We start from the raw sequence: 26,275 nt of genomic DNA on the forward strand, positions 1-26,275 counted from the left end.
GTGAGGCAGTGATATTCATAGTATTGCAGGTGGGTTCTTGTCGGGCGATATGAAAGGGGATCTTCCCGGTCACTATTGTGTGCACCGGGAAGGAAGGTGATCAGACTGCGGGTGACCACAGGTCGTAATTCAGTGCGAAGCTGTTACCTTCACGGATAACCTTACCGGTAGTAGGCAGGTTGAAGTGCATACCACTGACAGCCAGGTTATCGCTCGCTGCGCGGTCAAGCACTTTGCTACGGATGGCCGCCGCCGCCGCAGGATCGCTGTCGAACGCGATAGTAACGTCAGGCTGAGCAACCTGAATGTGCGGGAAGTGAACAATATCACCCCAGATGAGCAGCGACTCTTTTTCATCACCCAGCAGATAACCGGTATGTCCTGGTGTATGGCCGAACAGCGGTACAGTCTGAATACCTGGTAAAATCGCTTCCTCGCGGAATGGCACCAGTTTGTCGTCATAAGCGCTGAAGGCGTTCCTTGCTACTTCAAAGAACGGCTTGAATGCGTCAGGCGCGCCAGCGGAAATGGTTTCATCACGCCAGAAAGCGAGTTCTTTCTCATGCACAAACAACTGCTGAACATTGCGGAAAACGGGAGTCTGCAGGGGGCCTGCAAGCCCGCCGATATGGTCAGGATGCGCGTGAGTCAGGAGAAGGGTATCAATCTGAAGCGGGTCAATGCCTGCCGCGGCCAGGGCTACCTGAAGCCGACCGCCCCAGCCATTGATACCTCCGGCACCACTGTCAATCAGGATGGTTCGCTCAGGCGTCTGGATAACGTAGACGTTGATATTAATACGGGGTACTGCTGGCACACCGCGCTTCTGCAGTAAATCCTCGGCACGTGAGCCGTCAATACCAGACAGCAGCTCAAAAGATACGTCCAGATAGCCATCACTCAGCATGGTCACAGTCATGTCACCTACTTTTTTGCGATTGATAGCCGGGGCCTGCCAGTTCAGTTGTGAAGTCATATTGGTCTCCGTTACGATTAGAGGTCATCAGGTTTTACTTTAGCAATAGTAACGAAATTTCTGGTTCGAACTGCTCATCCTGCTACGTAAACCGCTCATTCTTAAAATCCGGAGCACAGCAGGTTATATTGCTTTTGCCTTTCTCATGTAAGGTGTCGGTATTATCTTTACCGGAGCCTGTAATGGACATTATTGGAATTATCATGTCGGCGGGAAAAGCCTCTGACCAGTCCTCAAGCACCCGACAATAGTGTCCCGCCTCAATCCCCGCCAGGGCAGAAGACTCCGGCAGGTAGGCCAGGCCGTAGCCATCTTTTACTGCCTGAAGCATTGGATAAATGCTTGAAAAAGTAAGCTGCCCGTCCACTTTTTTCACAATCTCCCCCTGCCTGACAAATTCCCAGCCATACAGCGGGCCTGTGGGTGACAGACGTATATTGATGCAGTCATGTTTTTCCAGCTGAGAGGGATGTAGCGGCAGACCTCTTTCTGCAAGATAGGTGGACGATCCAATGACGACAAACCGTATGTCCGGTGCGATTCGGACGGCCACCATATCCTTTAATATGTCATCACCAATTCGGACTCCGGCATCAAAATTGCCCTCAACAATGTCGACAAAACCGTTCTGCTGCGACATTTCCACCTTGATATCCGAATATTTTTTTAGTAACGGTGATAATCGTGGCCAGAGACATTCATGAATCATGTGATCTGATACCGTAAGTCTGACCAGCCCAGCCGGTGTATGGCGCAGTCTCTGAAGAGCTGTCACGCCCGCTTCAATGCGCGCAAGACCGGGTTCAAGCGTCAGTAATAATTGTTTACCGGCTTCGGTGACAGCCACCCGCCTGGTTGTACGCATAAGTAACGGCATGCCAACGCGCTCCTCGAGACGACGTATCGTGTGTGAAAGCGTGGATGCCGAGATCCCGAGGCGGACAGCAGCCCGTGAAAAACTGCACTCCTGTGCTACTGCCATGAATGCAACATAGTCATTAAAATCGTGACGCATACCGTTCCCGTTCAGGATCTCCGATAACATTATCAGAACCATTTAGGTTCATGATGCCGATTCTGTGAGCCATCAGGCAACCCCCCCGTTCCGCTCATCCGATCATAATTTTTATAAATCTAGATATTGGTAAATCTCAATATGTGGAATAAAGTGTCGTGGTTCTGCGGCTACATCGGCCGAACGACGACATGCCAGGTCGTAAATGCTGAGACATGGCGTTTCAGTGATATTGAAAATTCGCTATATCAGGATATGTAATGAAGACGAAAAACCTGTTCTCTCCCACCAGACTAGGTCCCTACACCCTGAAGAATCGTGTTGTACTTCCGCCTTTAACCCGCTCACGGAGCTCACAACCGGGTGATATTCCGAACGAACTGATGGCTGAATATTACGCACAGCGCAGCAGTGCCGGGTTTATGGTGACCGAAGGAACACAAATCGAACCTCGTGGGCAGGGTTATGCGTGGACCCCGGGGATCTACAGCTCACGGCAAGTGGAAGGCTGGAAGAAAGTGACGCGGGCAGTGCATGAAAAAGAAGGCATCATTTTTGCCCAGCTCTGGCATGTCGGAAGAGTATCCCATAACTCCCTGCAGCCATGTAACGCCTCGCCTGTCGCTCCGTCGGCGATACCGGCAGGGGAAAACGTTAAGGTATTCATCGAAACCGGGCCGGGAGAGGGTGCGCTGGCTACCGCTTCCTGCCCCCGCGCACTGGAAAAAGAGGAAATTAGTGAGATTGTCAGGATGTACGCCGGGGCAGCTCAGAACGCCCTTGATGCCGGTTTTGACGGTGTGGAAATTCACTGTGCAAATGGATACCTGGTTAACCAGTTCATGTCATCCCATAGCAACAAAAGAGAGGATGAATATGGTGGCTCATTACATAACCGGCTGCGGTTTCTGCGCGAAGTGACGCAGGCTGTCGCTGATGTGGTCGGTAAAGACCGTGTGGGAGTCCGTTTTGCTCCGCTCTTTCAGACCACGGATGAAGTAAGGGTCTATCTTGGCCTGGTGGAAGATGATCCCCATGAAACCTATACCGAAGCCGTTAAAATTCTTGAAGAAATCGGAATAGCCTATATTTCTCTTGCTGAAGCCGACTGGGATGATGCTCCCGAATTGCCTGAAGCATTCAGAGCTGAAGTCCGTAAGTTATTCAGCGGTGTAATTATGTATGCCGGGCGATATACGCAAGAAAAAGCCGAACGGATTATCGGTGCTGGCTGGGGAGACATTATCGGATTTGGCCGCCCGTTCATAGCTAATCCGGATTTACCGCAGCGCCTTTATCATGAATGGCCACTGAATCCGGTCGATCCAACAACCATGTATGGTGGAACGGCAAAAGGCTACACAGATTATCCCGCCTTTGGCTAACCATTCTTATGAGCATCAGCTTTTCAAAAGCTGATGCTTAACGTAGAGAAGTATCGTAACATTGCAATTCCTCAATGCGACAAGTGACAGAGTTTATGCCTGATATTGATTTGAATGACGTGATTAAGGCGCTGGGAAACCCTGTTAGAAGAAAAATTCTGCATATGCTCAAGGAACCGAAAATACACTTCCATCAGCCTTATGCTGATGCGGACGAGTTCGGTGTGTGTGTCAGTATCATTCAGGAAAAGGTCGGGCTCTCACAGTCTACCGTTTCTCTTTACCTCTCAGCTCTTCAACGGGCACAACTTGTTACTTCTCAGCGCATCGGTCCCTGGACGTACTACAAACGTGACAATGATAAAATAAGGGTTGTTCTTGAGTTGCTGAAAAATACAATCTGATACAGGACTGAGCACATTCAGTGTAACAGTACCGGGGGTTCGTACTTGCGATCCCGGCAGGCATTCCATGAAAGCGCACTAATTCCTCAATATCAGGCTGCAGACCGGTCATAAGAGGCTAATAGTTTTGCAAAATATCCACCAGTTTGGGTCAAATCACTCTGTCGGTTGGTGTGCATACTCGGTGCAAGGACCTGCAGATATTTAAGATGGCGGATAGCTTGTTACAGTGCCGCTGATGACATTCCGACCCTGTTGCCGTCCGGGTAAGATAATACCTCTGACAGCGGTCATAAAAGCCCAACATAATTGTCTTTCGAGCCATATATTAATCGCTCATCGCGCTCTCTTTTTCGAAGAGGTGTCACTTAATCATGATCGGTCAGTACAAAAAGACAGTGCTTTTCCAAATTCCGGACGGTTGTATGCGAAAACGGTGAAGCTCAACAAATGGTGTCATCGCTGTGCAATGCTCTGCGGGCTCATTCTTTCAGTTAACTGTTTGGTTACAGCTTCAATGAAGTATTTCAGTTAATTCACAGCGAGGGTTTGAGGAAACCACGCTGTGATTACCCAACGCTCATCCGGAGCATCCGGATTGAACTGTCGCTGGAGCTTGTTGGGCGACACGATACTGGCCTCGCCTTTACATGCCCTCGGGCTCCGGTATCCGACCTGAGCCTTTATCCCGACACGTTTCATCAGTCGCCAGACTCTGTTCACTCCGCACTGTTGCCCGCTGTCCCGCAGATCCAGATGGATTTTGCGATAACCATAGACGCATCCCGATTCCAGCCAGAACTGTTTAATCTGTCCTGTCAGTCTCAGGTCTGCCTGATGGCGTTGTGAATGCGGCTGCTGAAGCCAGGCGTAAAAACCACTGGGATGTTCATCCAGCACCCGACAGAGCAGGCGAACAGGCCAGCAATAGGTGTTGTCACGAATAAAGGCGTACCTCAGTCGGACAGCTTTGCGAAGTACGCCGCGGCTTTTTTTAATATGTCCCGTTCGTCGGTAACCCGCTTCAGCTCTTTCTGAAGACGGCGGATCTCGGCCTGAGCATCTGACTGTTCTTTATTAGTGGAAGAATCCGGACCGTAGTTCTTTATCCAGGCGTAAAGGCTGTGGGTGGTGATATCGAGACGCGTTGCAACGCTGGCAACAGAATAACCGCGATCAACAACCTGTTTGACTGCTTCAATTTTAAACTCTTCAGGATAACGCTTACCGCTCATGGGCACCTCTCTTTAAGTCATCTTAAATGACTCTGAGGTGTCTGTTAAACCTGTGGCGATTCACCTCGCGTCCTTCCGTTCAGTATAGCCTCAGTCCCTGACACCACCCGAGAACGGAATGACGTCCCCTTTCTCCCTCCCGGTGTTGCGTTCAAGCTCCCTGACATACTGCTGTAAAAGTATAAGGTTATGTAACAGCTCTACATTTTCAGCCATCATCTTTTTGATTTCTTCCCTCAGCTCATTTCTCTGACGGCGATACTTTTCTTTCAGCTTGATCTGCTGCTCAATGCCCTGCTCATCAACCGGCGCGGTGCCCTGGCACGTTTTTTTCAGACTGCGGATAGCCTCCCTGACCTGCCTGTACTCAGGACAGTTATAATTCAGGGTGCCGTTTGCCAGCCCCGCTCGTTTTTCCACAGCATACTGGCTGATACGCTCCCCTGATAACATCAGTTCCCTCAGGGCCTGCTCTGCTCTTGCCTGTGTTTTTTTAACCCCCGACTGTTCGTTCGTCATGCTCTATTCATCCTTTTCAAAAAAACGGACAGCATCTGCATAAAAATCTCTCTCAAGCATCAGAAAATCCCTGTCAGCCTGAGGAGCATTATTTCGCACGGCAATCTCCAGAAGGTTGTCATAATGAGCCATCCTGCGTTTCCACACGGGAACAGAATCAGCTCCGGCCAGCATGTTCTCACATCCCGGATTGCAGGACGCTGACTGAACAACCGCCTTAAACTCGCAGTCATGGCCATTCATGCAATAAAAACCGTTTCCAAGAGATACCAGTTTTTGCCCGCCTCGTTTAGCCATGCTCATCGCTTTTTTCAGTGTAGGAAACGTCATCTGATGTAAGTGCCCACCTCTCTGGGACATCAGTAACTTCCCGCCTTCGCCATAAAGCAGGCCTTCATGCTGATAAGAAACAGCCCTGGAAGCTGAGAGTTCGGTATCAACCCTCTCAATCTCGGCAGCGAATGCCTGAGGGATCGCCCGGCTAAAATGCGAAGCGTTGAGTGCACCGGACATATACCACTCCGTCATGCCTCTGATTAAGTGCTTAAACTGCCGGATAAGATCATTAGTAGAAATCAGATCAAGACGCCTGAGGTGTACAGCAAGTGAACGGCGAAACTGATGGGTTCGCAATGGCCAGAAAGCCCCCTCCCGAATCTCCATCGCAACGCGTTCATCATCACGTATGTTTGGATTTAAAAGCCTGAACTCATCAATATGGTCACGTCGGATGAACAGATGGTGTCTTTTCACAAATTTCTTTGCCCACTCAGTCTGGCGCTGCGTCCCCATAAAAGAGAGTTTTTGCTCCGAGAACCACGACCTGATATTTAAAGACAATGGAACATTGTCCAGCGTCTTCCCGTCCAGGCCTGTCATGATTTGATTAATTCTGCGTAAATGCTGAAAAGGCTTTTCCACATAGCGACAAACAACCCAGTCTTCGTGACTTCCACCTTCCGGGGCGAACTTATGCAACACCGAACGAAGTCCCAGGATATCACCATCATAAATCAGTGAACCGTGCATCACGCCAAGCACTTCGCTGTGTCTCATCCCCGACATGGCCTGTATCACATTCATGACTTTTAACGTCAGCTCAAAATGCCAGGTGTTCAGCTTTATGTGATCAACGCCAATAAAATCAGATCTCCAGCGCTTATTTTTATGTACCGAGAACCAGCCCTGCATCCCGGGGCCAAGTGTCGCGAAAAGCGCCCGAATTTCCCCGGCAACAATATTGTAGTAATACGCGGCCCGGTAATCCGGTATGCTTTTTGCTGTCCCTCTTTTACGGGCTTCCAGCATCGACGTATAGTAAGGCGAATCATAAAAACCGTTTATGATAGCGCACAGCCGGGAAAACCCGTCAAAATCGAAATCACTGATTTCAGCATCCAGTTCAGTAATCAGCCCTTCCCAGACAGACATCATAAGACTGAAAGGCATACAATATGTCTGGTTTGAATCATCCACACTGTTGTAACTGTCGAAGCTAATATCAGGAAAGTAACCGTATTTTCGAAGACGGGTATGACCTGTCAGCGAGATATCCGCCAGGTCCATAAAGTAATTACGTAATGTTCTTTCAGAACGCTTCCTGCCGTGCTCATCCTCCTCCTTCATCTTTACAATGAAAGCATTCCGGACAAGCGGAAAACGAAGCTGAAACAGACTGCGATACCCCATAGACTCAATAATACGGGCTCCCGCCACAATGTTTGCACATTTCCGGATCAGGGACTGCGTCTTCGCGGTCCTGCCGACAATCCAGAGCAGGCTGGCTGAGATGATTTTGGCTTCAAGACGCAGTTCAGGATCCCGTATGCCTGAAAAATTAACGGTTCTTAACGTTTCACCAATATGGGTTCTGACATAGCGATTGGTCCAGACATCATCCCTGAAATAAATATTCAGCGTCTCCTCATTGATAAAACGCATATCATGTTCATCTGAGCTGGCGATAACCAGGCAGTTATTCAGACGTTCAAAGCTTTTGTTTTCTAGTGCCTCACAGATGATATCCTCAGTCGGAAACTCATCCCCTGAACGAAGCGGCGTTCCGGCAGGAAACTCCGCCATTCGACTACGGCTTACCTCTTTTTTCTTCAAATCTGCCATACCGGAGCCACACCTTCTCGCTGAAGTTTAACGCGCGCTTTTTTCAGGATCGCCTCATCTACCAGCCCAAGCCGTAAATCAATCTTCAGGAGTAACGTTTCATAACGCTCCACAGCATTGACCGAACCGATGTACAACGGTTTTCCATACTCGATAGCATGCCTGAATGACAGCAGGAGCCATACAGACTCCAGCGTTTCCACAACGCAACTTTTTGAACATTCGACACAATGAGAAAAATCCGCACAAGCCTTTGGTGTCCGGCCAAATCGTTTTTGCTTTTTTATAAAGCGCAATTCAATATCTGTAGGCGGCTCCTGCGATCGACATCCCAGGCCATTCAATAAAAGATCCACACCCTCATCGCTTCCACGCAGATCGATCCCCAGCTCATCAGCAACTTTTACCCGCTCGGATAACGCACGTGTCGCAATCCCCTGATTCATAAGCGTATCAAGTGCAGCACTGAAGTTTTCCTTCGCCCCCTGTGGGTTACCTGCAGCATAATTCCGCCTGTAAGTGCCCCAGTTATGCTGTGCTTTTTCCGCCGTAATCAGACCATTCTTTAATGTTCTGTCCGTATACTGCTCAGACGTTTTGCGCAAGCCAGAAACGGTAATTGATGGAAGCGAGGGATTAAGCTGCCGCATCGTGGCCCACGCCCCCTCAGAGTTAGAAAATTTAGTCAGATGACTGGGATTAAGAGAATAAAGCTTATGGAATTTCACCTGCGGCTCACTCAGAAACAGCGCCTGTACCGGAGGGAAGTTATCTGCGGAAACCAGATAGTTAACGATGTCGTCCCTGAGCCTGATAAAAGACAGAAACCAGTAATAGCCCGCACGTTTGGTCACATACTCCGATTTACCTATCGTCAGACGTATATACTTATTCGCTCTCCCCTTATAAACATAATCAGTGCTGATACCCTTTTCATCCAGATGTATATCATCCCGCGTCAGACCCAGAACCTGAGAGGTGTTTCCCCATGTGTGGTAACAGAACAGAAAAAAAGAAGTAAGAAAGTAATTTTCCAGAACGTCCCTGATGATGATCTCTGCCCTGCTGACCCCGTTCTCTCCCGGATACCGGAAATACGCTTCATAAACAGGTGCCAGCAAAGACGGTGAGAAATGCCGCACCCCTTTTTCCGATTTAGCGATATGCTCCCGGATACATCCCGCAAGGAACTCATTCATGGATGACAACTGCCTCAGGATCTCGGAAAGTTCATTCCTGGTATAGCTATCCCTTCCCTGCTGCTGATACGTTCCTTTCGGTAAGAATTCATATTCATACCGCCTCTGAATCTGCCCGCCCGTAAGCAAAAACCGGTTGACCACGGACAAGTAGTGTCTTGCCATCCTGACTGAAATTTTTCGCCGACGAATATCGTTCATGAGATGTTTAATATACATTTCAACGCCTTCAGCCGTGCCATAGTCATACTGATTGACTGACTGCCATATAAAAAACATATTGAGATAACGGAAAATGGTTAACCTTCCGGCGGGACGGTAAGACAGAAGAAATCGTTTCAGAGAGGCAATAAAATCGCGTTTTTCAGGGCGGGCAAGATGCGAATGTTCACTAAACCATCCGGGGAGCAACACATAATCTGAAAAATGAGCCTGAAGATAAACGTCAAGTAAATAATATCGGTTCAGATCCCGCTGAGTGATGTGTCCGCTGACCGTCTCCCATGACAGCACATTTTCGGCCATCCACGTTATCTGCGTTTCACTCCGGCTCATATATGGCTCCATCGCGACCTGCAGCACCGTCAATCAATGCGTCCATGACCCCGGCGACTGCATCAGAAATCTGGTTTTGCTGAAGAAAGACGATGTATTTCATCGTCGTATTTTCGCTTTTATGGCCCATCCAGTATTTTACTGTACCCAGCGCATTTGCGGCCTGATCGGGATAGCAACTCAGTGCCGAGCGTAAAAAATGGGTCGCAAACGTTGCCCGCAAATCATGGGGTTTATGTCTGAACACATTTCCCGGAGCAGACCGGGCCAGGCGATGGCGAAAACTGTACCAGCGGGAGTAAAAGGCTTTTTCAGACATCCGTTTCCCGTTTGCCATTAAAAATAAAGGCTCGTGCCGCCCTTCCCCACCCTGTCGTGCACGCCATTTTTGGATCTTCTTTTCATACTCCTCATCCGCCAGATAATCCAGAACCTGCTCGTACAATCGTCTGGTGATGAAGAGTTCTCGCGTCATCCCAAACTTCGTATGAACTCCGCATCTCGGACCAATATGAAGCCCCCTGATGGTCAACTCAGATACAGGGACACTGGCAAGGTACTCTTCAGTAAAGAGTGACGACGGCAGGGTCAGCATTTCATCCAGCCGTAACCCACAATTTTTCATCAGCACAATCATTAAACTGAACAACCCGGACTCAGATTTCAGTGCCTCATCCAGGATATGAACCTCTGCATCATTCAGTGGGTTGATTGTCCTTTTTGTTGTGCTGGTTATCCTGATGGCAAGATCCGAACTTATCACCTTGCGTCGCCCGTCAACGACTTTTTCGACCAACGTAAAAAATGAGCTGGCAGCCAGCTCACCACACTTGCCCAGAAATACGTAAAACCGTCGGATAACGCTGATGTACACCGCCGCGGTGGATGAGGCGATGCGCCCCTGCCTTACGGCCCCCAGAAGATACTCCCTGAAGCCATATGTAGGGCTTTGGTATTTCAACGTTCCCGGGGTGAAAGGGTCAAGTCCGTTATCCTCCAGCCACCTTATCCAGCGTAAAAATGCCCGGGCTAAAGGCTTTAAATCCCTGGCCTGCAGGATAGCTTTATCCATAAGATAAAAGTGTACATATCGGCTCAGTTTTCGATTCTGGATGCCGCTAATATAAGGTATTTCAGCATACAGAAATCCGGGTTCAAATTTCAGTTTCGGCTCTGTTGCATCCAGTTTGCTGACACGCCCATAACGCGCATGAATGTTAGTGATTATCCTCACAGTCTGTCGCCCTGAAACGCCACCTCATGCCTACACTATAAATCCGGAAGAAGAAAAAACAAACAACCAGGTTGCCGGGAGTGAATATGCAAATCAGGAGGAAAGTAAAAGATGTAACGACACCATCACGATGCAATACATTGACCTCAACACGTTACCCGGACCATACGTGATAAACATCACAAATCCTTTGAGTGAAGAACTTAAGATGTGATTTTCATTTCCCGGCACAAACCGTGCCCTTAAAAAACAGGCAACGGATACATCTTAATGCCAGAAGTAAACCTTAATTGATTGAATACAGCCTGAGTCCATTGCAAAAATAACACACAGGGTAAATTCGCATATACAGAACCCAACGAAAAGCAAAAGAAACCTGTAACACATTTCGTTTACCTGTCACTTTCAATTGTAAAAGCCAGCAGAAAAAGCGCATATAACTATATTTATCCCTGCGGGGACTTTTGTTTGTGCTATATATTTTTTACAGAGAACCGCAACGCGTCCAAACACAAGAATATATTTACCTCTGGAAAATGGTCTGACTCCCTTTCACGTGGTTGTAGTGACCTGTTCTGTGATTCATGTAATGTCTTTTCTGGATGAGGAAAATATGTCATCACTGATATTTTATACAGACGAAGCACAAGCACTGATTGTAACAGATACCCTTGCCGTCACCGATAATGGGGAGCCGTTATCTTTTGTTTCCAAAGCAGGTTACATCCCCCAGCTAAGAACCATCATAGCAGGTACGGGGGCAGGTGGATTTTCTAACACCTGGTTGCTTGAAGCATCAACCAGAATGGTCGTATCAGGTATACAAAATCTCAATTATCATACATCGGCCTGTCTAAGGAGGCTGTGGAAACAATACAAGCATGACCATGCAATTCCCTCTTCTTCAACGGTGACAACCAGTGTTTATCAGTTCGCAATTTGCGAGGAAACAGGAAATATCGTTTCGTTCGCCTATCGCTCAGTCCATGATTTCGAATCAGAGCAATTACAATACGGAACAGGAGTAAAACCTGAGTGCCAAATCCTGGATGGGGATTTGTTGCAGACAATTCCTGTAATGATGAATGAACAAAGGGCTATACAGGCGACATACTCACACCCGGAACGGATCCATATTGGCGGTGAGATGATTGCGCATTATCTGACATCATCTATGTATCAATGCTTTAAGATTGGGGAATTTGAGGATTTCAGAACTCAGGGAGAGTATATATTGAGCAGGATTTAGGCAAAACGCGGTTCAGATAAAGTGCTTTTAACAGGCTTGCTGAACATTAAAAGGATATCTCTCAATTACGATGAATAGCTTGAATTCTAAAAATAGAAAAGTAGAGTTTAACTCTAAATACATAAAAACAAGAGTAAGCGAGCATCCATAGCGAGCGCCGCAGGCAGAAGACCGGGCCGTGTATTTCTCCGGCGTCCAGATACATTCCCCGGTCGCGTCTTTGTAAAGCGTGGCGAGGCTGAAGTTGTCCGGCAAAAAGCTTGGCAGCGGAAATCGCGCCAGCGAACCACAGGCCATCAGAAATGACCAGATATCCTGTGTCCGCCACTCTTTCACCGGGTACAGTTCGCCGCCGAGCTCCGTGAGCGAGACGCTGTCCGACTGCCCGCCCATTCTGAGGATGTTGCCTGCCCGACGGGCGCTCTCATCATCGCGGGAACCCAGCATCAGGCACACTTTGTTGCGGACGGAAGCTGGTGCATTTTTTAAATAACGGGCTTTGGCCTGGCGCAGTGGAGAGCGTTTGAGATCTGTAGAGCATTGACGCGTATTGGAATTTGTCCAGGTCGGAAGTCCGCGCCCGGTCAGAATGCGTCCGACCCAGCTCTGGGTCATGGACGGGTGGGCCACCAGGACGGTCACGGGCAGTTGCTGTTCGGCAATAAAGGCTCGGAGCTGGCTGAGAACCTGCGTGGACTGATGATGCATCTCAGGGTTTTCAATCAGGGTGTTGGAGATCTGAATGAAGTGGTGCTGGCTGACGTTCGACCCGTTCCGTACGGCACGGATCAGGGCCATGAGGAACAGGTGCAGTAGCGAGTGGGAGTCTTTCCCGCCGCTGTAGCCGACGCACATGGTCCAGCCTTCGGTAATCGCATGATAAATGGCACTGGTTGCCGTCGTCACGCGCGATGCGAGACTGACCGGCTCACCGGCATCGGTATAATTCAGATCCGCATCGGTCTTCAGTGTTTGCCAGACATCGCCCCATTTATCCTGCGTCAGAATGGCAGCGTTAGCCGCCTCAGAAAATTGAATTTCTGAGGGTAATTCAAGGAATGTTTCTTTTATTTCGATATACATATTATTTCCTGAATTTTGGCTTTCGCTGCATTATCGCGCTATTTATTAAACCCATCTAATATCTTCAGTGCAATATGTGAAGATAAATTTAGTTAAATTGGAATTATGCCAATTTAACTAAATAGCACTGAATAAATAGAATTACGCGGCAATAAATATATTATCTTTACCACGCTCTCACGAATACTGCTGGGTAATTAAAACCGTCGTATTTGATTCCAGCTCTGCCAACGGAATTCTGGGGGTATTGAGCATCATGTCATCACCGCAATGGCGGGGTACAGCCGTCAGTTGAAATGATTCTTTCATGACCCGGATGGAAGTTGTTTCCGTGCGAGAGGACGGCATGACGTCCCGGAGCATGGTTTCCTGCCCGTTACTGTCACTTTCAATAAATGCAGCCTTCGCCATGAGTTCCTCAATGTCCTCTTCCGATGTTTCGGACCAGAGGCAGTCATAGAAGAAAAACTCTGCAACGTACAAATCATTCTCTTTCACGTATGCCGCCAGTTCACGGATACGCTGAGCCAGCGATGTATCAATGGAAAAGAAGACGCTTTGCGGGACTTCACTCGCAAATTCATTGATGCAGCTAGCGGACGCAATCAAAAGTTTATTGAACATTTCAGCTCTCCATGCCACCGGCTGTCCCGGTGGCAATCTAGGGTTATCAGGCAGTCACGGGGCACAATACGTCCAGCGAAGGCAGCAATTTGCTCAGGCTGTCGTACACGACGGGCGTCAGTTCGGTGACGCTGTGAAGCGCCATGCTGGTGTTGTCTTCTTCGCTGAGAATGATGACTCCATCCTCATCAGGATCGTCAGAAGTACTCTCGTCCGAGGCCAGGCGGTGGCGTGCAACGTCATAAGGCGATTCAGACGCTTTGCAGCTCATCAGATAGCATTCTGTGTATGTGTTTTCGTGGTTATACTGGTTCACTTTCACCAACGCATACTGAACACCGGCATCATGGGCTTCGTTCATCAGGCGGGAAAAATTAAAGCCTTCCTCATAGTGGTGTGTATCTTTAGTCACCACGATTGTCGCACCGCCGAACTCGTTTTCGCGTGGTCGGTCGCAGACGAAAGCGGCATTGATTGTGACCATTTCAGGCAGGTTAAACACCGACAACACGGCAGTTGTTACCGCGATTGCGTGGTCGAGGTTAATGCTTTCATCATGGCTGATTGCCAGACCGCTACCGGTGATTTCCGCTTTGAGTTCCAGCTCGTAATTGTCTTCTGGTGACTCCGGCTGACCAAAAGTCGGCTCAAACGGATCGCACTCCGGGTGGTTCTGAATAATACCCAGGACCAGCAGTTCAGTGAGGGAACACTCTGAAGCAGGTTTAGACAGCAGGTGATCACCTTCCGACACATCCGTGTCCGTAACATACGCAATCGCGTCCAGAGCCATCTGAGCCTGTTCCTGTGAACAGAGAATTGTGAAGGATGCCTGAGTGTAATTATTTGCCATTGCATAACTCCTTATTTAATTAAGTGTGATTGCTGTCTGTGAATAGATAATATCAAAACAGATACCCGCACCTAATAACCCGAAATGAAATATTTTCGAAGTTTTTATAGAGAAGACAGGCGCCATATTTATTAATCCAGCCATTATTTAGAGGGCGGCATTAAGTAATTATGCGGAAAAAATAAAAAACCGCCACAAGGGCGGCATTTATTAAATGGGAAAGATTCAGTTATAAGGTATGTGTCAGGGCGGAAACAATGATCCGGTCTGGTAACAGTGATTGAAGGGACGCCGACGAAATGACAAGTGCCTTTTCAATGTGTGCCTCTCTGTCGGCGATATGTCGCCGGAATGCCGCTTCTGCTTCACCGGAGGAGTCGGCTTCAACCAGCATCACTTCTTCCTCATCATCAAACATCATGCGGCCTGAGATAATATACAGTCGGCTTAAGTCCGGGAGATTTACAGCGTTGCCCTGTTTGTTAATCATCATTTTTCTCCGTCTGCAATTTTTAAATTTGTCAGTTCTGCTACGGGTAAAATACACCATCAGCCCTGTAAACCCGGACAGGTATCAACGTAGCTCATCGGTTTGCCAATCGCGGCGCTTAGGCGAAGGATTTCGCCGATGGAGACGTACCGCAGCATTTCAGAACGCCCGTGTTTCTGGTATTCATCCACCGACATGGTGCGCCAGTCCTTGTGCGGTGTGTTTTTGCACAACTGCCAGTTGTCGACAGTGGTCGGGCGACGCAGGACATACACACCCAGCGAAGGCGTGAGGCCTAAGCCAAATGACTGCTGCACCACAATACGCACTTCAGAGCCGTCGGGGCGTTTCAGTGTCTGAGTAATTTTAGTGATGAGCTGTTCGGATTCCATACTATTAACCTCGACCGTCAGTTGGGTTGCTGTAGGGATATTTTAGCAAAGTCGGTTCACTGGCTAATAAGTACAAAGCGAAATTTTTAAAAATAGAGGAATAAAACAGGAAGAGAACAAATCTGGAAACAGCAAAATCACATTATCCGATTGCAATTCATTTCACATTTGACATATTCGGAATTAAGTACGCAACGAACCTGCATCGTCTGGTATAAAAGTATATTTCAAATATTCAGGTTATTATCTGAAGTAAAATACTCTCTGCCCCGGTTGCAATACCAGACGGAACACAAGACGTTATGAAGAGCCTGTCCCGGTTCAAAAGCTGCGGCTAATTTTTTCTGACCCACTTAACGAGAATGCCAGCCAGAGTCACAGTCAGCATCAATGCCCATACTGAAGAAATAAAGTTAAGCAATGGAATACGCTCAGAATAATCACAGGTACTGGATGGGTCACTGGCAAATTTACAGATAAATTCGGGATCAAGCCCCCAGTAAACGAAAGAAAATAACACAACGAGCGATACACTGATTTTAAAGATTTTTTCGCTTGTCATCATTTATCATCTCAATCCAGGAGGTTATATAAACCTGAAACTATTTCAGCCGTGTGTCGTACTGGTAAGGAATTTTCTGGACGGTTTTCATCAGATCAAAAATCGCCGGATGAGCCGGATTTAAAAGGTAGTTAAACTCCACCGGAGATAATGCACTGGGAATACGCAGGGCAACAGAAGAGCCACTTTCAGCCCAGTTATCGCCATACAGGGCAAGTTCTGCGGGCGCATCTTCACTTGCCCAGCCCGGCGGCAGCAGGTTCAAGTCAAAGGCCTGGATCTGGTCATCCGGGACATCAATGCTCAGCAGCGTGTAAGCGTCCAGAAGCTGCGGGGCATTGATATGCACCAGCGTCTCCAGCATGGTCAGAGAGGCCGTCTCGGACAGATAGACAAGTGCTGTGCCGACACTGTTCCAGCGGCCTCCCGCTTCTTTCGCACCTAATCCCGACCATGCAGTCGTAATATAGCGGGTCTTGGTCATCCGATACAGGATCACGAATAGACTCCGTGTTCAATACGGGTGATCAGGCGCATCACTTCGAGTGCGCCGGTTTCCGAAGAGACAACATCTGCCGGAGTCTTCCAGCTCAAGCCACGGTTTGGCTCGTTCATCCATTTCTGTGCTGCCTCTTTGTCGCCTTCGAACAGCTCTACAGCCCGTTCAATGACGCGAATAATACGCACCAGACGTTCGCTCTGATCCGCAGTGAAACGGGCTTTTACGCTGCGATTGAAGGTGGTGTTCGGAATGCCGGACATTTTGCGCAGTTCCGACGGCGTGATGTTCGCCCATTCAGAAATGGAATGAGCGACTTTACCTTCCAGTCCGTGGCTAATTTTGTCCATCAGCGCAATGCCGTCATTATCCAGACCCACCACCTGCCATAAGCCGTGCGGGTTCATTTTGGATAAATCTGGAGAAAAAACTTTCATAGTCATAACCGACCCTCCCATTTGGTATGTCAATTATACCATATGGGTGACTACTGGCAATATTTTCACCTTTCTCATAACGTCAGTTCGTCACCCGGCTGACTCTGGCATGGGCATTGCCCTGAATGTTCCAGTACAGCCCAGCCGGAAGCTCTGCGGCCCAGGTTGCCCCCCGTTCCGACATTTGTTCGGGCGTTTCCAGCCATCCACGCGGAATAGTACCGGTGGTGTCACCGATAACCCGCGAGACGCAGGCGGCAACGCGGACGCCGCCGGGGACATCACAGCCGGATTCAACGATGTGCATCACTTCCATTAATGCGCCGTACGCTTCAACACGGTCGCCCTTTTGCAGTTCAATGGGGGAAACCTGTTCAGTCAAATTCTTCATGCTCACACTCCCTTCAGTGATTAAAATTGTCGCCGTCGTTTTTAAGGCATCCGGGAGAAGAATCCTGGTGGCCATTACGCCGGTATGTTGCTGAATCATTTTCTGTCAGCGCCGTCGCCGCAGGACATCCCCGCTGGCGTCACTTCCGGCTGCTGGCCAGGCTAAACCGCCCAGCTCATCCCCCTTCCCGCAGTTCATCACGGTAAAGGGCAACCAGGTCATCGAGTATCGGGCTGCTCTGGTATCCCGGCATTTCTGTAAACAGGCTGCGCGAGATCCCGAGCCATTCCATTATTTTGTCCGTTGCATACCAACGTCTGCCGAGCCGCTCAGCGGCAACCGGTACTTTGTGCAGACCGGCAAATGGCTCAACTACCAGATCACCAGGCCTGGTGAGGAACTCGATCAGGAATGCGGCGAGTCGAGTGGGTGACGTTGCACCGTGCAGCGGAAACCCCAGTTCGCGGGCGATGCGATGGCAGAGCCGCGTATCCGGGCAGGCATTGCCAAACATAAGCGTATTTTTGGAGATAGTCCCTTCTGTCTTATTGCCGAAGGCGCCATTTTTAAGCTGGTAAGCGCCATCCCCGTAAAATGTAGTGCGGTTTTCGCCGCCGGACGCCTGCAATTTCTGATGCTGCTCTGAATGAGGCTGGAGAACGCGCATGTTGTTCGAACGAACCTTTTGCGCGTCATTAGTAAACCACAGCACCGGCTCGTAAGACGAACAGAGCTGAACACGCTGTTTACACGCCCAGTGAGTCGGCGACGGGGGTTTCGCTCGGTTCACCCAGTTCAGTCTGTCCATCAGCTCAAGACCCAGCTTATCGCACAGCGCCAGTGTCAGTCTTTCCAGATACAGAGAGCGCGATGGCCTGCCTGGATTAAAGCTGTCCTGCGTCACATTGAGCGCCACGCTGCCCCCCGGCACGAGCTGCTTCACGATAGGCTCAAGAATCCGCAGCAGCCAGTCAATATACGCCTGCTCACCGCGTCCGCCGCCGTGCCCGTAATTTCGGGCATTACGCAGCAGGAACGGGGGCGACGTAAGGCAGAGATGGATTTGCTCATTGATGTTGCTGAAGAACGCGTACGCATTCCCGAAGACCGATGCCCCGAGCGAAGTTGAGAAGCCAACGACGCACAGTTTGTCCCAGGACTCATGCAGCTTCTTGTCATTTTTGAAGGCATAGCGCCAGACGCCCCGCTTTTCCGGGACACGCTCGATCACCCCGGCCTGCCGCAGCGTCTGCTGATACCAGCGAACCTGATGCTTGACGCCGCTGGTTCGCATTTTGTCCGAGCCGAACGCCTTCATTTTCTGTAGTTCTGCATCCGACATCCCCGTTTCGCGTTGTACCTCGCGATACAGCTCTTCGTTCGTTAACGGGGTGTCTGACGCGGCATAGATCCGCGCAATCAAATCGCTGTTAAGGTTGCTCATCAGCCATCCTTGAAAAACGGACCAGGGCGGCTTCACACTGCTCTTTACCCCACGAGTCCTGCCAGTCGCACAGGTGGAGATATTTGCGTTCGAGTGCTTCCATTTCATCGAGATTTGAACTCGATAATCCCGCCCAGACGTCGTGCCAGCACACATCGTAAGTAACGCCTGCCGGTGGGCAGTATTCCAGAGCATCCGCATGGATGATTTCAACACGGGGATCGTGGGCAAAGGCCTCGGCAACTAGGTTAATCACATCCTGCGACTTCTCAATGACAGTCACGTTGTTAACTTCCGGCTTCTGAAGAATGGCGTGCAGCACCATCCCCAGCCCCAGTCCGTTGATCAGGACGTGCCCTGTCGCTCGCTTTATGAACTCCTGACAGAGTTGGATTTCGTATGGCAAATTGGTCATCACCACATTTCTGCCATTTGAAAGGCGGCGATAGTTACCGGGCTGTAAAACCGCGTCGATATCCTCCGTAGCGGCACGGAGGAAAAGGCTAACCGCCTTATCTTTGGAGATTTCGAAGCTGTCCAGTGTCCAGGCACCGGATGTTCCATCTTTAACAGGTAAATTAGAAAAGCAACTCTTCATCAGTCATCCTTAAAATGGATTCAGTTCAACGTAAGTGGGCGCAGGAAGACGGTGAAGCAGGTCACTTCCCTTTCTGCATCAGGGACTCCAGTGACGATTCCAGCGCCGCGAAACGAATCAGGGCAGCTTCACACTGCTCTTTACCCCACGAGTCCTGCCAGTCGCACAGGTGGAGATATTTGCGTTCGAGCGCTTCCATTTCATCAAGATTTGATCTCGAAAAATCTGGCCAGATATCATGCCAGCACACATTGAAGGTAACGCCTGCCGGTGGGCAGTATTTCAGAGCATCCGCAAGGATAATTTCAACGCGGGGATCGTGAGCAAATGCTTTGGAAACCAGGTTCATCACATCCTGAGACTTCTCAATGACGGTCACGTGGGTCACGTCAGGCTTCTGAAGAATGGCGTGCAGCACCATTCCCAGCCCCAGTCCGTTAATCAGGATGCGTCCAGTTGCTCGCTCAATGAAAGCTTCACAGGTACGGATCTCCATCGGCGTATTGGACATCACCACTTCGTTATCACAGGACAAACGCCGGTAGACGCCTGCCGGGATATATTCATCCTGATCCTTTGTATATTCGGCGCGAAGCTTCAGGGTCTGCGCTTTTTCTGGCGTAATCACAAAGGAGTCCAGCGTCCAGTTACCGGATTTCCCGTTTTTCACCGGCAGCTCAGCAAATTTACTTTTCATACTGATAACCTTAATTTCGAATCATTCTGTTGCCGGGAAATTACCACATAACCCTCGGGCTGGGCAGGCAAGATCGCGTTACAACGGACGGCGGCTGACGCAACCGTCCACGGGTTCACAGGTAACGAAGTAGGATCTCCGCATCCTCCGGTGGCAGCTGTTGGCAGCTCTTCACTTGATAGAAGAATTCCCCGCCAAGATCATACACTCCGCCGTCTTCAAAACTCAGTGCTTCGACCTCGTCGCGACACTCATTCAGTAATGCCGTCTGGCTGGCGTTTGCCTCAGTATCGCTGGCGACAAGCTTCACGCTGGAATGCTCATACTCGCCATTCCGGCATACAATTTTGACAATGAAGTTTTTTTCAGGCATCTGCGCCTCCCGGCTGGTTAGGGGTTTATTCAGCGTTGCCCCGGCGTCCGGGGCAAGACTCAATCAACCCTTGATGAAACTCTGGCCGAAAGAAGGATTGGCTTTAAACTGGTGCTCCTTTATGATTTTTTTCATCATCTGAGAGCATTTCTTGATCGATTTGGTGCTGGCATCCGTGACTTCAGCCATCTTGCGGATAAAGCGATTCACCTGATACTGCGCCTCAGCATCTTGGCTGAGGGCTTCACTGTGGATGCGGTCTTCATGCTGCGCAATCAACAGCACATAGCAGCGGAGACCTGTGGCGGTGCTCACGCGCTGGCTGATCGTGATTTCCGCCGAGCGGGTAGACTGGACGACAGAGAGAGAGACTCTCGATAATTCGCCGTCCCGGAAAATAGCCGGAGTAAGACCATTAATATCCTCGCGGGAATAATTCAGAGAGTCCAGAATGGAAAATAAATCACAGGTGGTAAAATCGAATTCCTGAATGCTCATATCGCCTCCGACGCTTCATTATTTGTTGGCATTGCCTGTAGATATATAATACCAGGTTGGGTTCAAAACCTAATAACCCGGAAGAGAATATTTTGAAGAAAATCTCAGGCATCCATGCCGTGAATTAAGCTGGCACTATTCTGAAATAATATCACCAAGGCTGGTGGTAAATTCTCTTTTGACGGATTCAGTAAACGGCACTCGCTCAATATATTTATAATTCGTGGCATAGGTGTTGGTGTCTAAAGTCCGGGAGATCTCATCATCAATCGGGTCTTCAAACATATCAATGCGCACATCGATATGCTGCGTGCCTTCTGCGGTAGGATGTGACAGGCTGCACGACACTTCGATATAGCGATCTTTCTGCTCCGCGACAAACGTCCAGAAACCTGCATTAAAGTCGGTTGATGCACCGTGACGTTTAAATACAACATCAGATACGGAATAACCGACAGCATTAAGAAGGGAAATGAAATTAAGCTGACTGGAAATGATATCTAATTTATTCATGATGTCTCCTGTTGGTATGTGGCAATTATACCAGGACGCGCTCGACGGCTAATAACCTGCGGCAAAATTTTTCCGAATAGTTGATGATGTGATTGATAGCTTTAAAAATTAGGAGGATTGTTTATAAGAAGGAATATAACCAGAGGATTTGAAATTTAATACACCATGCCGACTGACCACGTCTAATTTTTCAAAAGTTACTTTTCCCGGCTGCCCTGATCCCACGTCGCTAAGACCCGGTATACTCAGGCATTCTGCCCGGAAGGCAATTGGCTTCGGTGATCGGGTATTAAAATAGGGCCAGTCTGTTTTTCTGCGAGTTTCGCGCTCTGTTGATGGCGTGAAATCACCTTTTCCGGATGCCCTCCCTGGCTGTCCGGTGCGCTGGCGCTACGCCCAGCGGTATGGGGTAAAATAGGTCTCGTTAACTTCAAGAAATTCGGTCAGGGAATTCATCGCTCTCGTGTCGTATGCAGTCACAATAAAACGGTAACCGTCCACCGTTTCGATGTAACTGATCCCCCGTGGCGTGCTGCTGGCATTCACCACTTCCGCCGTCATCATAAACTGGCCTTGCGGGAATTCCTGTGACAGGTAGATAAATCCGGTGGTTGCTGATGACGGGGTGGCATTCATCAGCACACCGTTAAATTGCTGGCCGTGTCGCGCCGGGATCAATGTGCTGTCCGCCGTCGCCTGATTCAGCAGCTGCCGGATCAGGGTTTCCTCTTTATATGAGCTGTAAGCGCGGACATCGTCTTCAGCCCCGGAGCGTGAGCAAACACCTACATGTGCAAGCCGCCGGTATTCGTTACGCATGTAGGCATGACAGGATGCACCCGCTCGCCCCTGAAGGGTGACACCAAAATCTTCACACAGCATCAGAACCTGGCGCAGATTGTTGTCATATACCGTCGCAGTAAGGGCCAGGTTATAACTGACGAATGTCAGCTCAAAAACCCGTGTATGCATGTCACTAACGTGTGCCTCCATCCGGATCAGCGGCTTTTCAGTCAGCGGATATGGAGTGCCGTTCACGCAGTACGGGGTAACGCCGCTAAAACACTCGCCGATCACGCTTGCAATGACTACGTCGGCGTCAATGACAGCCGGTGCCGGGACATAGATCTGAAACTGTCCTTCCGTGCCAGATTGGGTAAGGACGGGGAACAAACGCGGGGAATTAAGCTGCTCAAGGTCAGCATTGATCAGTTCTGTCCAGCTGGGTTTCCCGGTGGGTGCATCGAGGCGCAGGCCCAGGTTATCGCAGAAGTCGACGATCTGCCGGGAGTGTTCCACCATCACTGCCCCGGAGAGAGTCAGACCGTGCGTCGTCATCTTCAGCTCACTCGTCCGTGTCTGGGTATTCTGGGACCAGGGCTGTAAAGAAAGTGTCGTCCGGCTTAGTGAAGGTATAATTGTTTCATTCAGTGGGTCGATCAGTTGGCAATGCGCATTCAGCCGGGGGACAAGGGCATCAAATATGAAGCTTGCCTGTTGTTTAGTGCTGGTCTGAATATAAAACATCGCATCCGTGCCTGCATCCCTGGATAAAATACCGAAAAGTTTCATTTTTTACCTTAATGGATTAGCGATTTATAATCATGCGCCGACAGGTGAACGTTATGTACGCCATCATTCCACACAAAGAATAACCGATATTTTGAATTAACTCGAATGGAAGAGTACCGGTTTGCGGTCATCCTTAAGCGTTCGTAACGCAAACTACTTGATAACAATTCGCGTTCGTTTTTTACATTATTTAACGTTTTCAGTCTGCATGAAATCGCATTTAACAGATCAGCAGGAATACCTGCTGTGGACTTTCCATTACGGAAAAAGCTTTCCAGCCGTCTGTCTTTAAATGAATGGATCATATCTTCCTCCGTAATGGAATGAGTAAAATTAAATAAGAATTATAAAAGCCTGAAGCTGATTTATTAAATCCCGAGAATTCTGGCTGCGACCGTTAGTTGTTTATCACTTAATGGATATTTCCGTGATAACGTCGATTTCAGACTGTTCAGAAAGCTGTTCTCCCCGTCTTGCTGTGTGATGGCGTCAACCAGTTCCTGATTGCTCTTACACCACAGATTGAACGCGGAAGTCTTTGATTGTACAGCACGCTGACGCACTACTGCCTGAGCTGCTGAAATCTTGCGTGCCGCTTCCGGGTATGTGCGATATAACGCGGAAAGGGTGTAACATGTACGGGTTGTGACCAGGCTATAGCCCGTACCATTACATGCCATGCAGCGGCTCCTATAAAAGTGTTTACGCTCACCACGGCCTTTGCATTTATTGCAAGTGACCCGATAAATATATTCCCCGGTGCCTTTTACTGAATCAATACACTGAATCTTAGCGTTGTCGATTTCAATTCCGCTCTGGTCAAAGTATTTATCCATTTTTGATTCCTCAGGTTTGGTCTGAAGTAATCATGACAGATTGGTCTCGCTGGCTAATAACCTGAATGAAAGATTTTTAAAAATAATTTTGCAGCACTGCTAAAGGCAGTTTATATATGCAGGATTCAATTTTACTGAGAAATATTTTCGGAATTGTCTGTTTACAAATACCAAAAAAAAACCAATGAGGTCTTAATTACATCCTTAATGGGCATGGTTATTTTACATCCTTATGAGTAGCAATGCTTATGTGTTAATTTAAAAACACCATATGCGTCTAAGGAACTTCCTATCCGCCTTCATGAAGCTTTTTTCCGGTTACCAGTAAGGGCCATATGACTGGCAAATATTCCGCTCGCGGTATACCGAAGTTCCGAGAGGATGGCGAAACGGCAGAATGCTACAGTAAAGGAGAAATGTTAGCTATAAAACGGTGGCACAGGGTCGGGATACTCGCGGGCTGAAATGGCAGATTCAGTTTGTCTTCCGGCTGTAGCGTCCCTTCCCCACTCACAAGACCCATCTTAACCGAAGGTGTCGCAGCCTTTCTCCCAGACGCTCGACGATTCCTGGGTTTAAGGTCACGAAACAATGGTCATGCACACCGGCTTTCAACTGGCACAAATGTGATTACGAAACACTCGTTAATGCCCTCCCGGTAAGCCTTTAGAAAAGTTACTTTTCTGAGATTAAAATGGACTATTTTAATTATAGTTTGGATATGAATTTTTAAAAAAATAAATGCCTTCAACTTATTTGGAAAATAAGCCGGAATGTTAGAGTGTTCTCATTCAAAAAAGAGGAGAACCAACCATGCCAAAATGTCTATTACCTGCCGAGCTTGCGGAAATTGTCTGTGGATTACTGGTGCAACCCACATTAATGAATGAATTAAAAACACCGGAGTCGCATAAAGCATTTATGCAGGATATCGCTGAGCTGGTGGCGAAACATTGCGGAGGAGAGATTGACGGTGTGATCATGCCGGTGGATCGCGATGAATCAAGCCAGGCCGATTATCTGACCTCTCCGGATGTAACCCCTTATCTCGTCGTATCTCCCGGCGCGGACATGCACTCCCTCACCGATAATGTCTGGCGTCACCATGCCCGAGATGGCTGGCTTGACCATATCAAAGGCAGCGACGAAGAAAGCCCTGATGAATTGCCGACGCATAAAGAGTGCTCAGTTCGCCGCTACGCCCTCCAGCGGATGCTCCTTCAGACACAAACCAACCATGCTAATCTTCCCTCGCAGGTGGTACGAATGCGTGATTACTGCAACCTCGACGACGAACAGCCCGGGTCTTCAGCAGAGTTTATCGTTACTATGGCGCTCGGCGGTCATGCCCAGCTGGCAGTACAGGATGTGGAATCACGCCTGGTAATGGCCCTGACGTTGTTAATTGAAAATGGTGTTCCCTCGGTCCATGTAAACGCGGGTGACACTGATCCTTCAGTTCTGCACGTCCAGGCTGCTCACGGCGGCATGGTCCTTTCAACTGACTCCCTGAATCATGAATTCGGTATTTCGCCGCCTGACAGGTATACCAACGGTCGCCCTGGCTTATTAGTTAAAGCAGCCTCCTGATTCATTAATTACAAATTTGTCCTTTTTTAATTCCATTGTTCGCTCTTTGTTTAAAGGGCGAATATATTTTTAAAAAACTTCACGCCGGGTTATTAGCCAGCAAACCGAAACTGTTAGAATTAACACATCAGATGAAAGGATGACTATCATGGCTAAATTAATTTCAACTCGTGAACTGGCAACAATTATTACTGCATTACTGGTAAAACCGGAATTATTGGGCGAGCTGGATTCTCCAGAAAAACATCGCGCACTGATGGAGGATCTGGGGCGTGTTGTGGCAGAGCATTGCGGCGGCAATGTCACGGAAATCGCATTGCCGGAAACCGATGGTACGGCAGTTGATGAAGCTTTGCTGGATGGCCAGCCTGTCCGCTATCTGGAAACAAAAGAAAGCTCCCCATATCTCATCGTACACCCTGACGACTCACTACCGTCTCTGACGCATAACGTTTGGATGCACGCTGATCCTGATGGCTGGGAAGAACATTTCGATGGCGAGGACAATCCCCTGATGGAGGAGTTGAGCCAGCAGTTCCGCCAGCAGGTGTATGCGCTTCTGACGCCGGAATCGCAGGCAACGCCTTCAGAGATTATCCGGACGTTACAGGACTGGCAACTGGGTGAAACCCAGCTGCCAGAAGAAGACTGTCAGTCCTATCAGGTGAAGGTGTTGTTAGAAGAGAAAAACATTCAGTGTGAAGTGGTGAATGAATCCGGCACGACTTGTTTCGGCCTCATTTTTGAGATCGATCGGGGTGTACCGACGCTGCACATCGACACGGGCAGTGATTCACTGCTGCATATTCACGCGGCACATGACGGCCTTGTTCTGACACCAGATGCGCCGAACCACGGATTTGAAGATGCTCCAGTAGACCGCTTTTCTTATAACAGCCCGTCCCTGTTGGTGCCAGGGGTGTAACCTGGC

The 26,275-nt window shown here is 48.9% G+C and carries 28 protein-coding genes and 1 pseudogene; 5 read left to right on the top strand and 24 right to left on the bottom strand.

Annotated features, from left to right (window positions below; genetic code table 11):
* Positions 1–100 precede the first annotated feature (100 nt).
* The gene (locus C3406_RS17210; RefSeq protein WP_017384065.1) at positions 101–976 is read right to left on the bottom strand and encodes an MBL fold metallo-hydrolase; all 876 of its coding nucleotides are present in this window, start codon (positions 974–976) and stop codon (positions 101–103) included.
* Between the two features lie 82 nt (positions 977–1,058).
* Positions 1,059–1,991 carry a LysR family transcriptional regulator gene (locus tag C3406_RS17215; protein WP_158002126.1) on the bottom strand — a complete coding sequence of 311 codons (933 nt, stop codon included), beginning with the start codon at positions 1,989–1,991 and terminating at the stop codon, positions 1,059–1,061.
* A gap of 260 nt (positions 1,992–2,251) precedes the next feature.
* Between C3406_RS17215 and C3406_RS17220 the strand changes: the two genes are divergently transcribed.
* Positions 2,252–3,376, top strand: coding sequence for an alkene reductase (locus C3406_RS17220; RefSeq protein ID WP_023279877.1), 1,125 nt, complete (start codon positions 2,252–2,254; stop codon positions 3,374–3,376).
* Positions 3,377–3,471: 95 nt separating this feature from the next.
* The gene (locus C3406_RS17225; RefSeq protein ID WP_032415288.1) at positions 3,472–3,780 is read left to right on the top strand and encodes an ArsR/SmtB family transcription factor; all 309 of its coding nucleotides are present in this window, start codon (positions 3,472–3,474) and stop codon (positions 3,778–3,780) included.
* A 546-nt stretch (positions 3,781–4,326) separates the two neighbouring features.
* Here C3406_RS17225 and C3406_RS17230 read toward each other — a convergent pair.
* From C3406_RS17230 to C3406_RS17250, 5 genes and pseudogenes are all read right to left on the bottom strand, one after another.
* Positions 4,327–5,015: pseudogene (locus C3406_RS17230) on the bottom strand (IS3 family transposase); the annotation flags it as partial.
* Positions 5,016–5,105: 90 nt separating this feature from the next.
* A complete protein-coding gene (locus C3406_RS17235) occupies positions 5,106–5,534 on the bottom strand; it encodes a hypothetical protein (RefSeq protein ID WP_017384060.1) in 429 nt (142 codons plus the stop codon).
* 3 nt (positions 5,535–5,537) lie between these two features.
* Positions 5,538–7,655: a hypothetical protein gene (locus C3406_RS17240; RefSeq protein WP_017384059.1), complete on the bottom strand. Its 2,118-nt coding sequence runs from the start codon at positions 7,653–7,655 to the stop codon at positions 5,538–5,540.
* Positions 7,643–9,409, bottom strand: a complete 1,767-nt coding sequence (locus tag C3406_RS17245; protein ID WP_040113334.1) for a hypothetical protein — start codon at positions 9,407–9,409, stop codon at positions 7,643–7,645. Before C3406_RS17245 ends, C3406_RS17240 begins: the two co-directional genes overlap by 13 nt.
* Complete coding sequence (locus tag C3406_RS17250) at positions 9,396–10,643, bottom strand: tyrosine-type recombinase/integrase (protein ID WP_007897923.1); 1,248 nt, start codon at positions 10,641–10,643, stop codon at positions 9,396–9,398. The genes C3406_RS17245 and C3406_RS17250 overlap by 14 nt, the downstream gene beginning before the upstream one ends.
* A gap of 613 nt (positions 10,644–11,256) precedes the next feature.
* Between C3406_RS17250 and C3406_RS17255 the strand changes: the two genes are divergently transcribed.
* Entirely contained in the window at positions 11,257–11,892 is a 636-nt protein-coding gene (locus C3406_RS17255) for a hypothetical protein (RefSeq protein WP_023279901.1), read from the top strand.
* Positions 11,893–11,919: 27 nt separating this feature from the next.
* Here the strand turns inward: C3406_RS17255 and C3406_RS17260 are convergent, their stop codons facing one another.
* The 17 genes from C3406_RS17260 to C3406_RS17345 form a co-directional block, all read right to left on the bottom strand.
* On the bottom strand, positions 11,920–12,975 hold the full coding sequence (locus C3406_RS17260; protein ID WP_022652116.1) for a phosphoadenosine phosphosulfate reductase domain-containing protein: 1,056 nt from the start codon (positions 12,973–12,975) through the stop codon (positions 11,920–11,922).
* Between the two features lie 177 nt (positions 12,976–13,152).
* Positions 13,153–13,599 carry a hypothetical protein gene (locus C3406_RS17265; protein ID WP_015063027.1) on the bottom strand — a complete coding sequence of 149 codons (447 nt, stop codon included), beginning with the start codon at positions 13,597–13,599 and terminating at the stop codon, positions 13,153–13,155.
* 46 nt (positions 13,600–13,645) lie between these two features.
* The gene (locus tag C3406_RS17270; RefSeq protein WP_015063028.1) at positions 13,646–14,452 is read right to left on the bottom strand and encodes a hypothetical protein; all 807 of its coding nucleotides are present in this window, start codon (positions 14,450–14,452) and stop codon (positions 13,646–13,648) included.
* Positions 14,453–14,681: 229 nt separating this feature from the next.
* Complete coding sequence (locus tag C3406_RS17275; protein WP_032610382.1) at positions 14,682–14,945, bottom strand: hypothetical protein; 264 nt, start codon at positions 14,943–14,945, stop codon at positions 14,682–14,684.
* A 56-nt stretch (positions 14,946–15,001) separates the two neighbouring features.
* Positions 15,002–15,334, bottom strand: a complete 333-nt coding sequence (locus C3406_RS17280; protein ID WP_022652118.1) for a hypothetical protein — start codon at positions 15,332–15,334, stop codon at positions 15,002–15,004.
* 602 nt (positions 15,335–15,936) lie between these two features.
* Entirely contained in the window at positions 15,937–16,395 is a 459-nt protein-coding gene (locus C3406_RS17290; RefSeq protein WP_022652120.1) for an RES family NAD+ phosphorylase, read from the bottom strand.
* Positions 16,392–16,832 carry a type II RES/Xre toxin-antitoxin system antitoxin gene (gene parS, locus C3406_RS17295; RefSeq protein ID WP_032610495.1) on the bottom strand — a complete coding sequence of 147 codons (441 nt, stop codon included), beginning with the start codon at positions 16,830–16,832 and terminating at the stop codon, positions 16,392–16,394. The genes C3406_RS17290 and parS overlap by 4 nt, the downstream gene beginning before the upstream one ends.
* A gap of 82 nt (positions 16,833–16,914) precedes the next feature.
* Positions 16,915–17,223: a hypothetical protein gene (locus tag C3406_RS17300; RefSeq protein ID WP_022652122.1), complete on the bottom strand. Its 309-nt coding sequence runs from the start codon at positions 17,221–17,223 to the stop codon at positions 16,915–16,917.
* Positions 17,224–17,398: 175 nt separating this feature from the next.
* Entirely contained in the window at positions 17,399–18,667 is a 1,269-nt protein-coding gene (locus tag C3406_RS17305; RefSeq protein WP_022652123.1) for a DNA methyltransferase, read from the bottom strand.
* The gene (locus tag C3406_RS17310) at positions 18,654–19,265 is read right to left on the bottom strand and encodes a polyamine aminopropyltransferase (RefSeq protein WP_022652124.1); all 612 of its coding nucleotides are present in this window, start codon (positions 19,263–19,265) and stop codon (positions 18,654–18,656) included. The genes C3406_RS17305 and C3406_RS17310 overlap by 14 nt, the downstream gene beginning before the upstream one ends.
* Before the next feature lie 61 nt (positions 19,266–19,326).
* The gene (locus C3406_RS17315) at positions 19,327–19,962 is read right to left on the bottom strand and encodes a polyamine aminopropyltransferase (RefSeq protein WP_022652125.1); all 636 of its coding nucleotides are present in this window, start codon (positions 19,960–19,962) and stop codon (positions 19,327–19,329) included.
* Positions 19,963–20,077: 115 nt separating this feature from the next.
* On the bottom strand, positions 20,078–20,335 hold the full coding sequence (locus tag C3406_RS17320; RefSeq protein ID WP_022652126.1) for a hypothetical protein: 258 nt from the start codon (positions 20,333–20,335) through the stop codon (positions 20,078–20,080).
* 63 nt (positions 20,336–20,398) lie between these two features.
* Positions 20,399–20,833 (bottom strand): hypothetical protein, encoded by a 435-nt coding sequence (locus C3406_RS17325; protein WP_015063073.1) that lies wholly within the window; start codon positions 20,831–20,833, stop codon positions 20,399–20,401.
* Between the two features lie 135 nt (positions 20,834–20,968).
* Positions 20,969–21,346, bottom strand: coding sequence for a hypothetical protein (locus tag C3406_RS17330; RefSeq protein WP_015063074.1), 378 nt, complete (start codon positions 21,344–21,346; stop codon positions 20,969–20,971).
* Positions 21,347–21,736: 390 nt separating this feature from the next.
* Entirely contained in the window at positions 21,737–22,918 is a 1,182-nt protein-coding gene (locus C3406_RS17335) for a hypothetical protein (RefSeq protein WP_022652127.1), read from the bottom strand.
* Between the two features lie 8 nt (positions 22,919–22,926).
* The gene (locus C3406_RS17340) at positions 22,927–23,223 is read right to left on the bottom strand and encodes a type II toxin-antitoxin system RelE/ParE family toxin (RefSeq protein ID WP_015063076.1); all 297 of its coding nucleotides are present in this window, start codon (positions 23,221–23,223) and stop codon (positions 22,927–22,929) included.
* A gap of 63 nt (positions 23,224–23,286) precedes the next feature.
* Positions 23,287–23,754, bottom strand: a complete 468-nt coding sequence (locus C3406_RS17345; RefSeq protein WP_022652128.1) for a DnaJ-like cysteine-rich domain-containing protein — start codon at positions 23,752–23,754, stop codon at positions 23,287–23,289.
* 813 nt (positions 23,755–24,567) lie between these two features.
* On the opposite strand from C3406_RS17345, the gene C3406_RS17350 reads away from it, so the two are divergent.
* Together C3406_RS17350 and C3406_RS17355 are read left to right on the top strand one after the other, a co-directional pair.
* Positions 24,568–25,344, top strand: a complete 777-nt coding sequence (locus C3406_RS17350; RefSeq protein WP_022652129.1) for a hypothetical protein — start codon at positions 24,568–24,570, stop codon at positions 25,342–25,344.
* A 148-nt stretch (positions 25,345–25,492) separates the two neighbouring features.
* Positions 25,493–26,269 carry a hypothetical protein gene (locus tag C3406_RS17355; protein WP_022652130.1) on the top strand — a complete coding sequence of 259 codons (777 nt, stop codon included), beginning with the start codon at positions 25,493–25,495 and terminating at the stop codon, positions 26,267–26,269.
* Positions 26,270–26,275 lie beyond the last annotated feature (6 nt).

This window comes from Leclercia sp. LSNIH8 (assembly GCF_002920195.1).
GTDB lineage: Bacteria > Pseudomonadota > Gammaproteobacteria > Enterobacterales > Enterobacteriaceae > Enterobacter.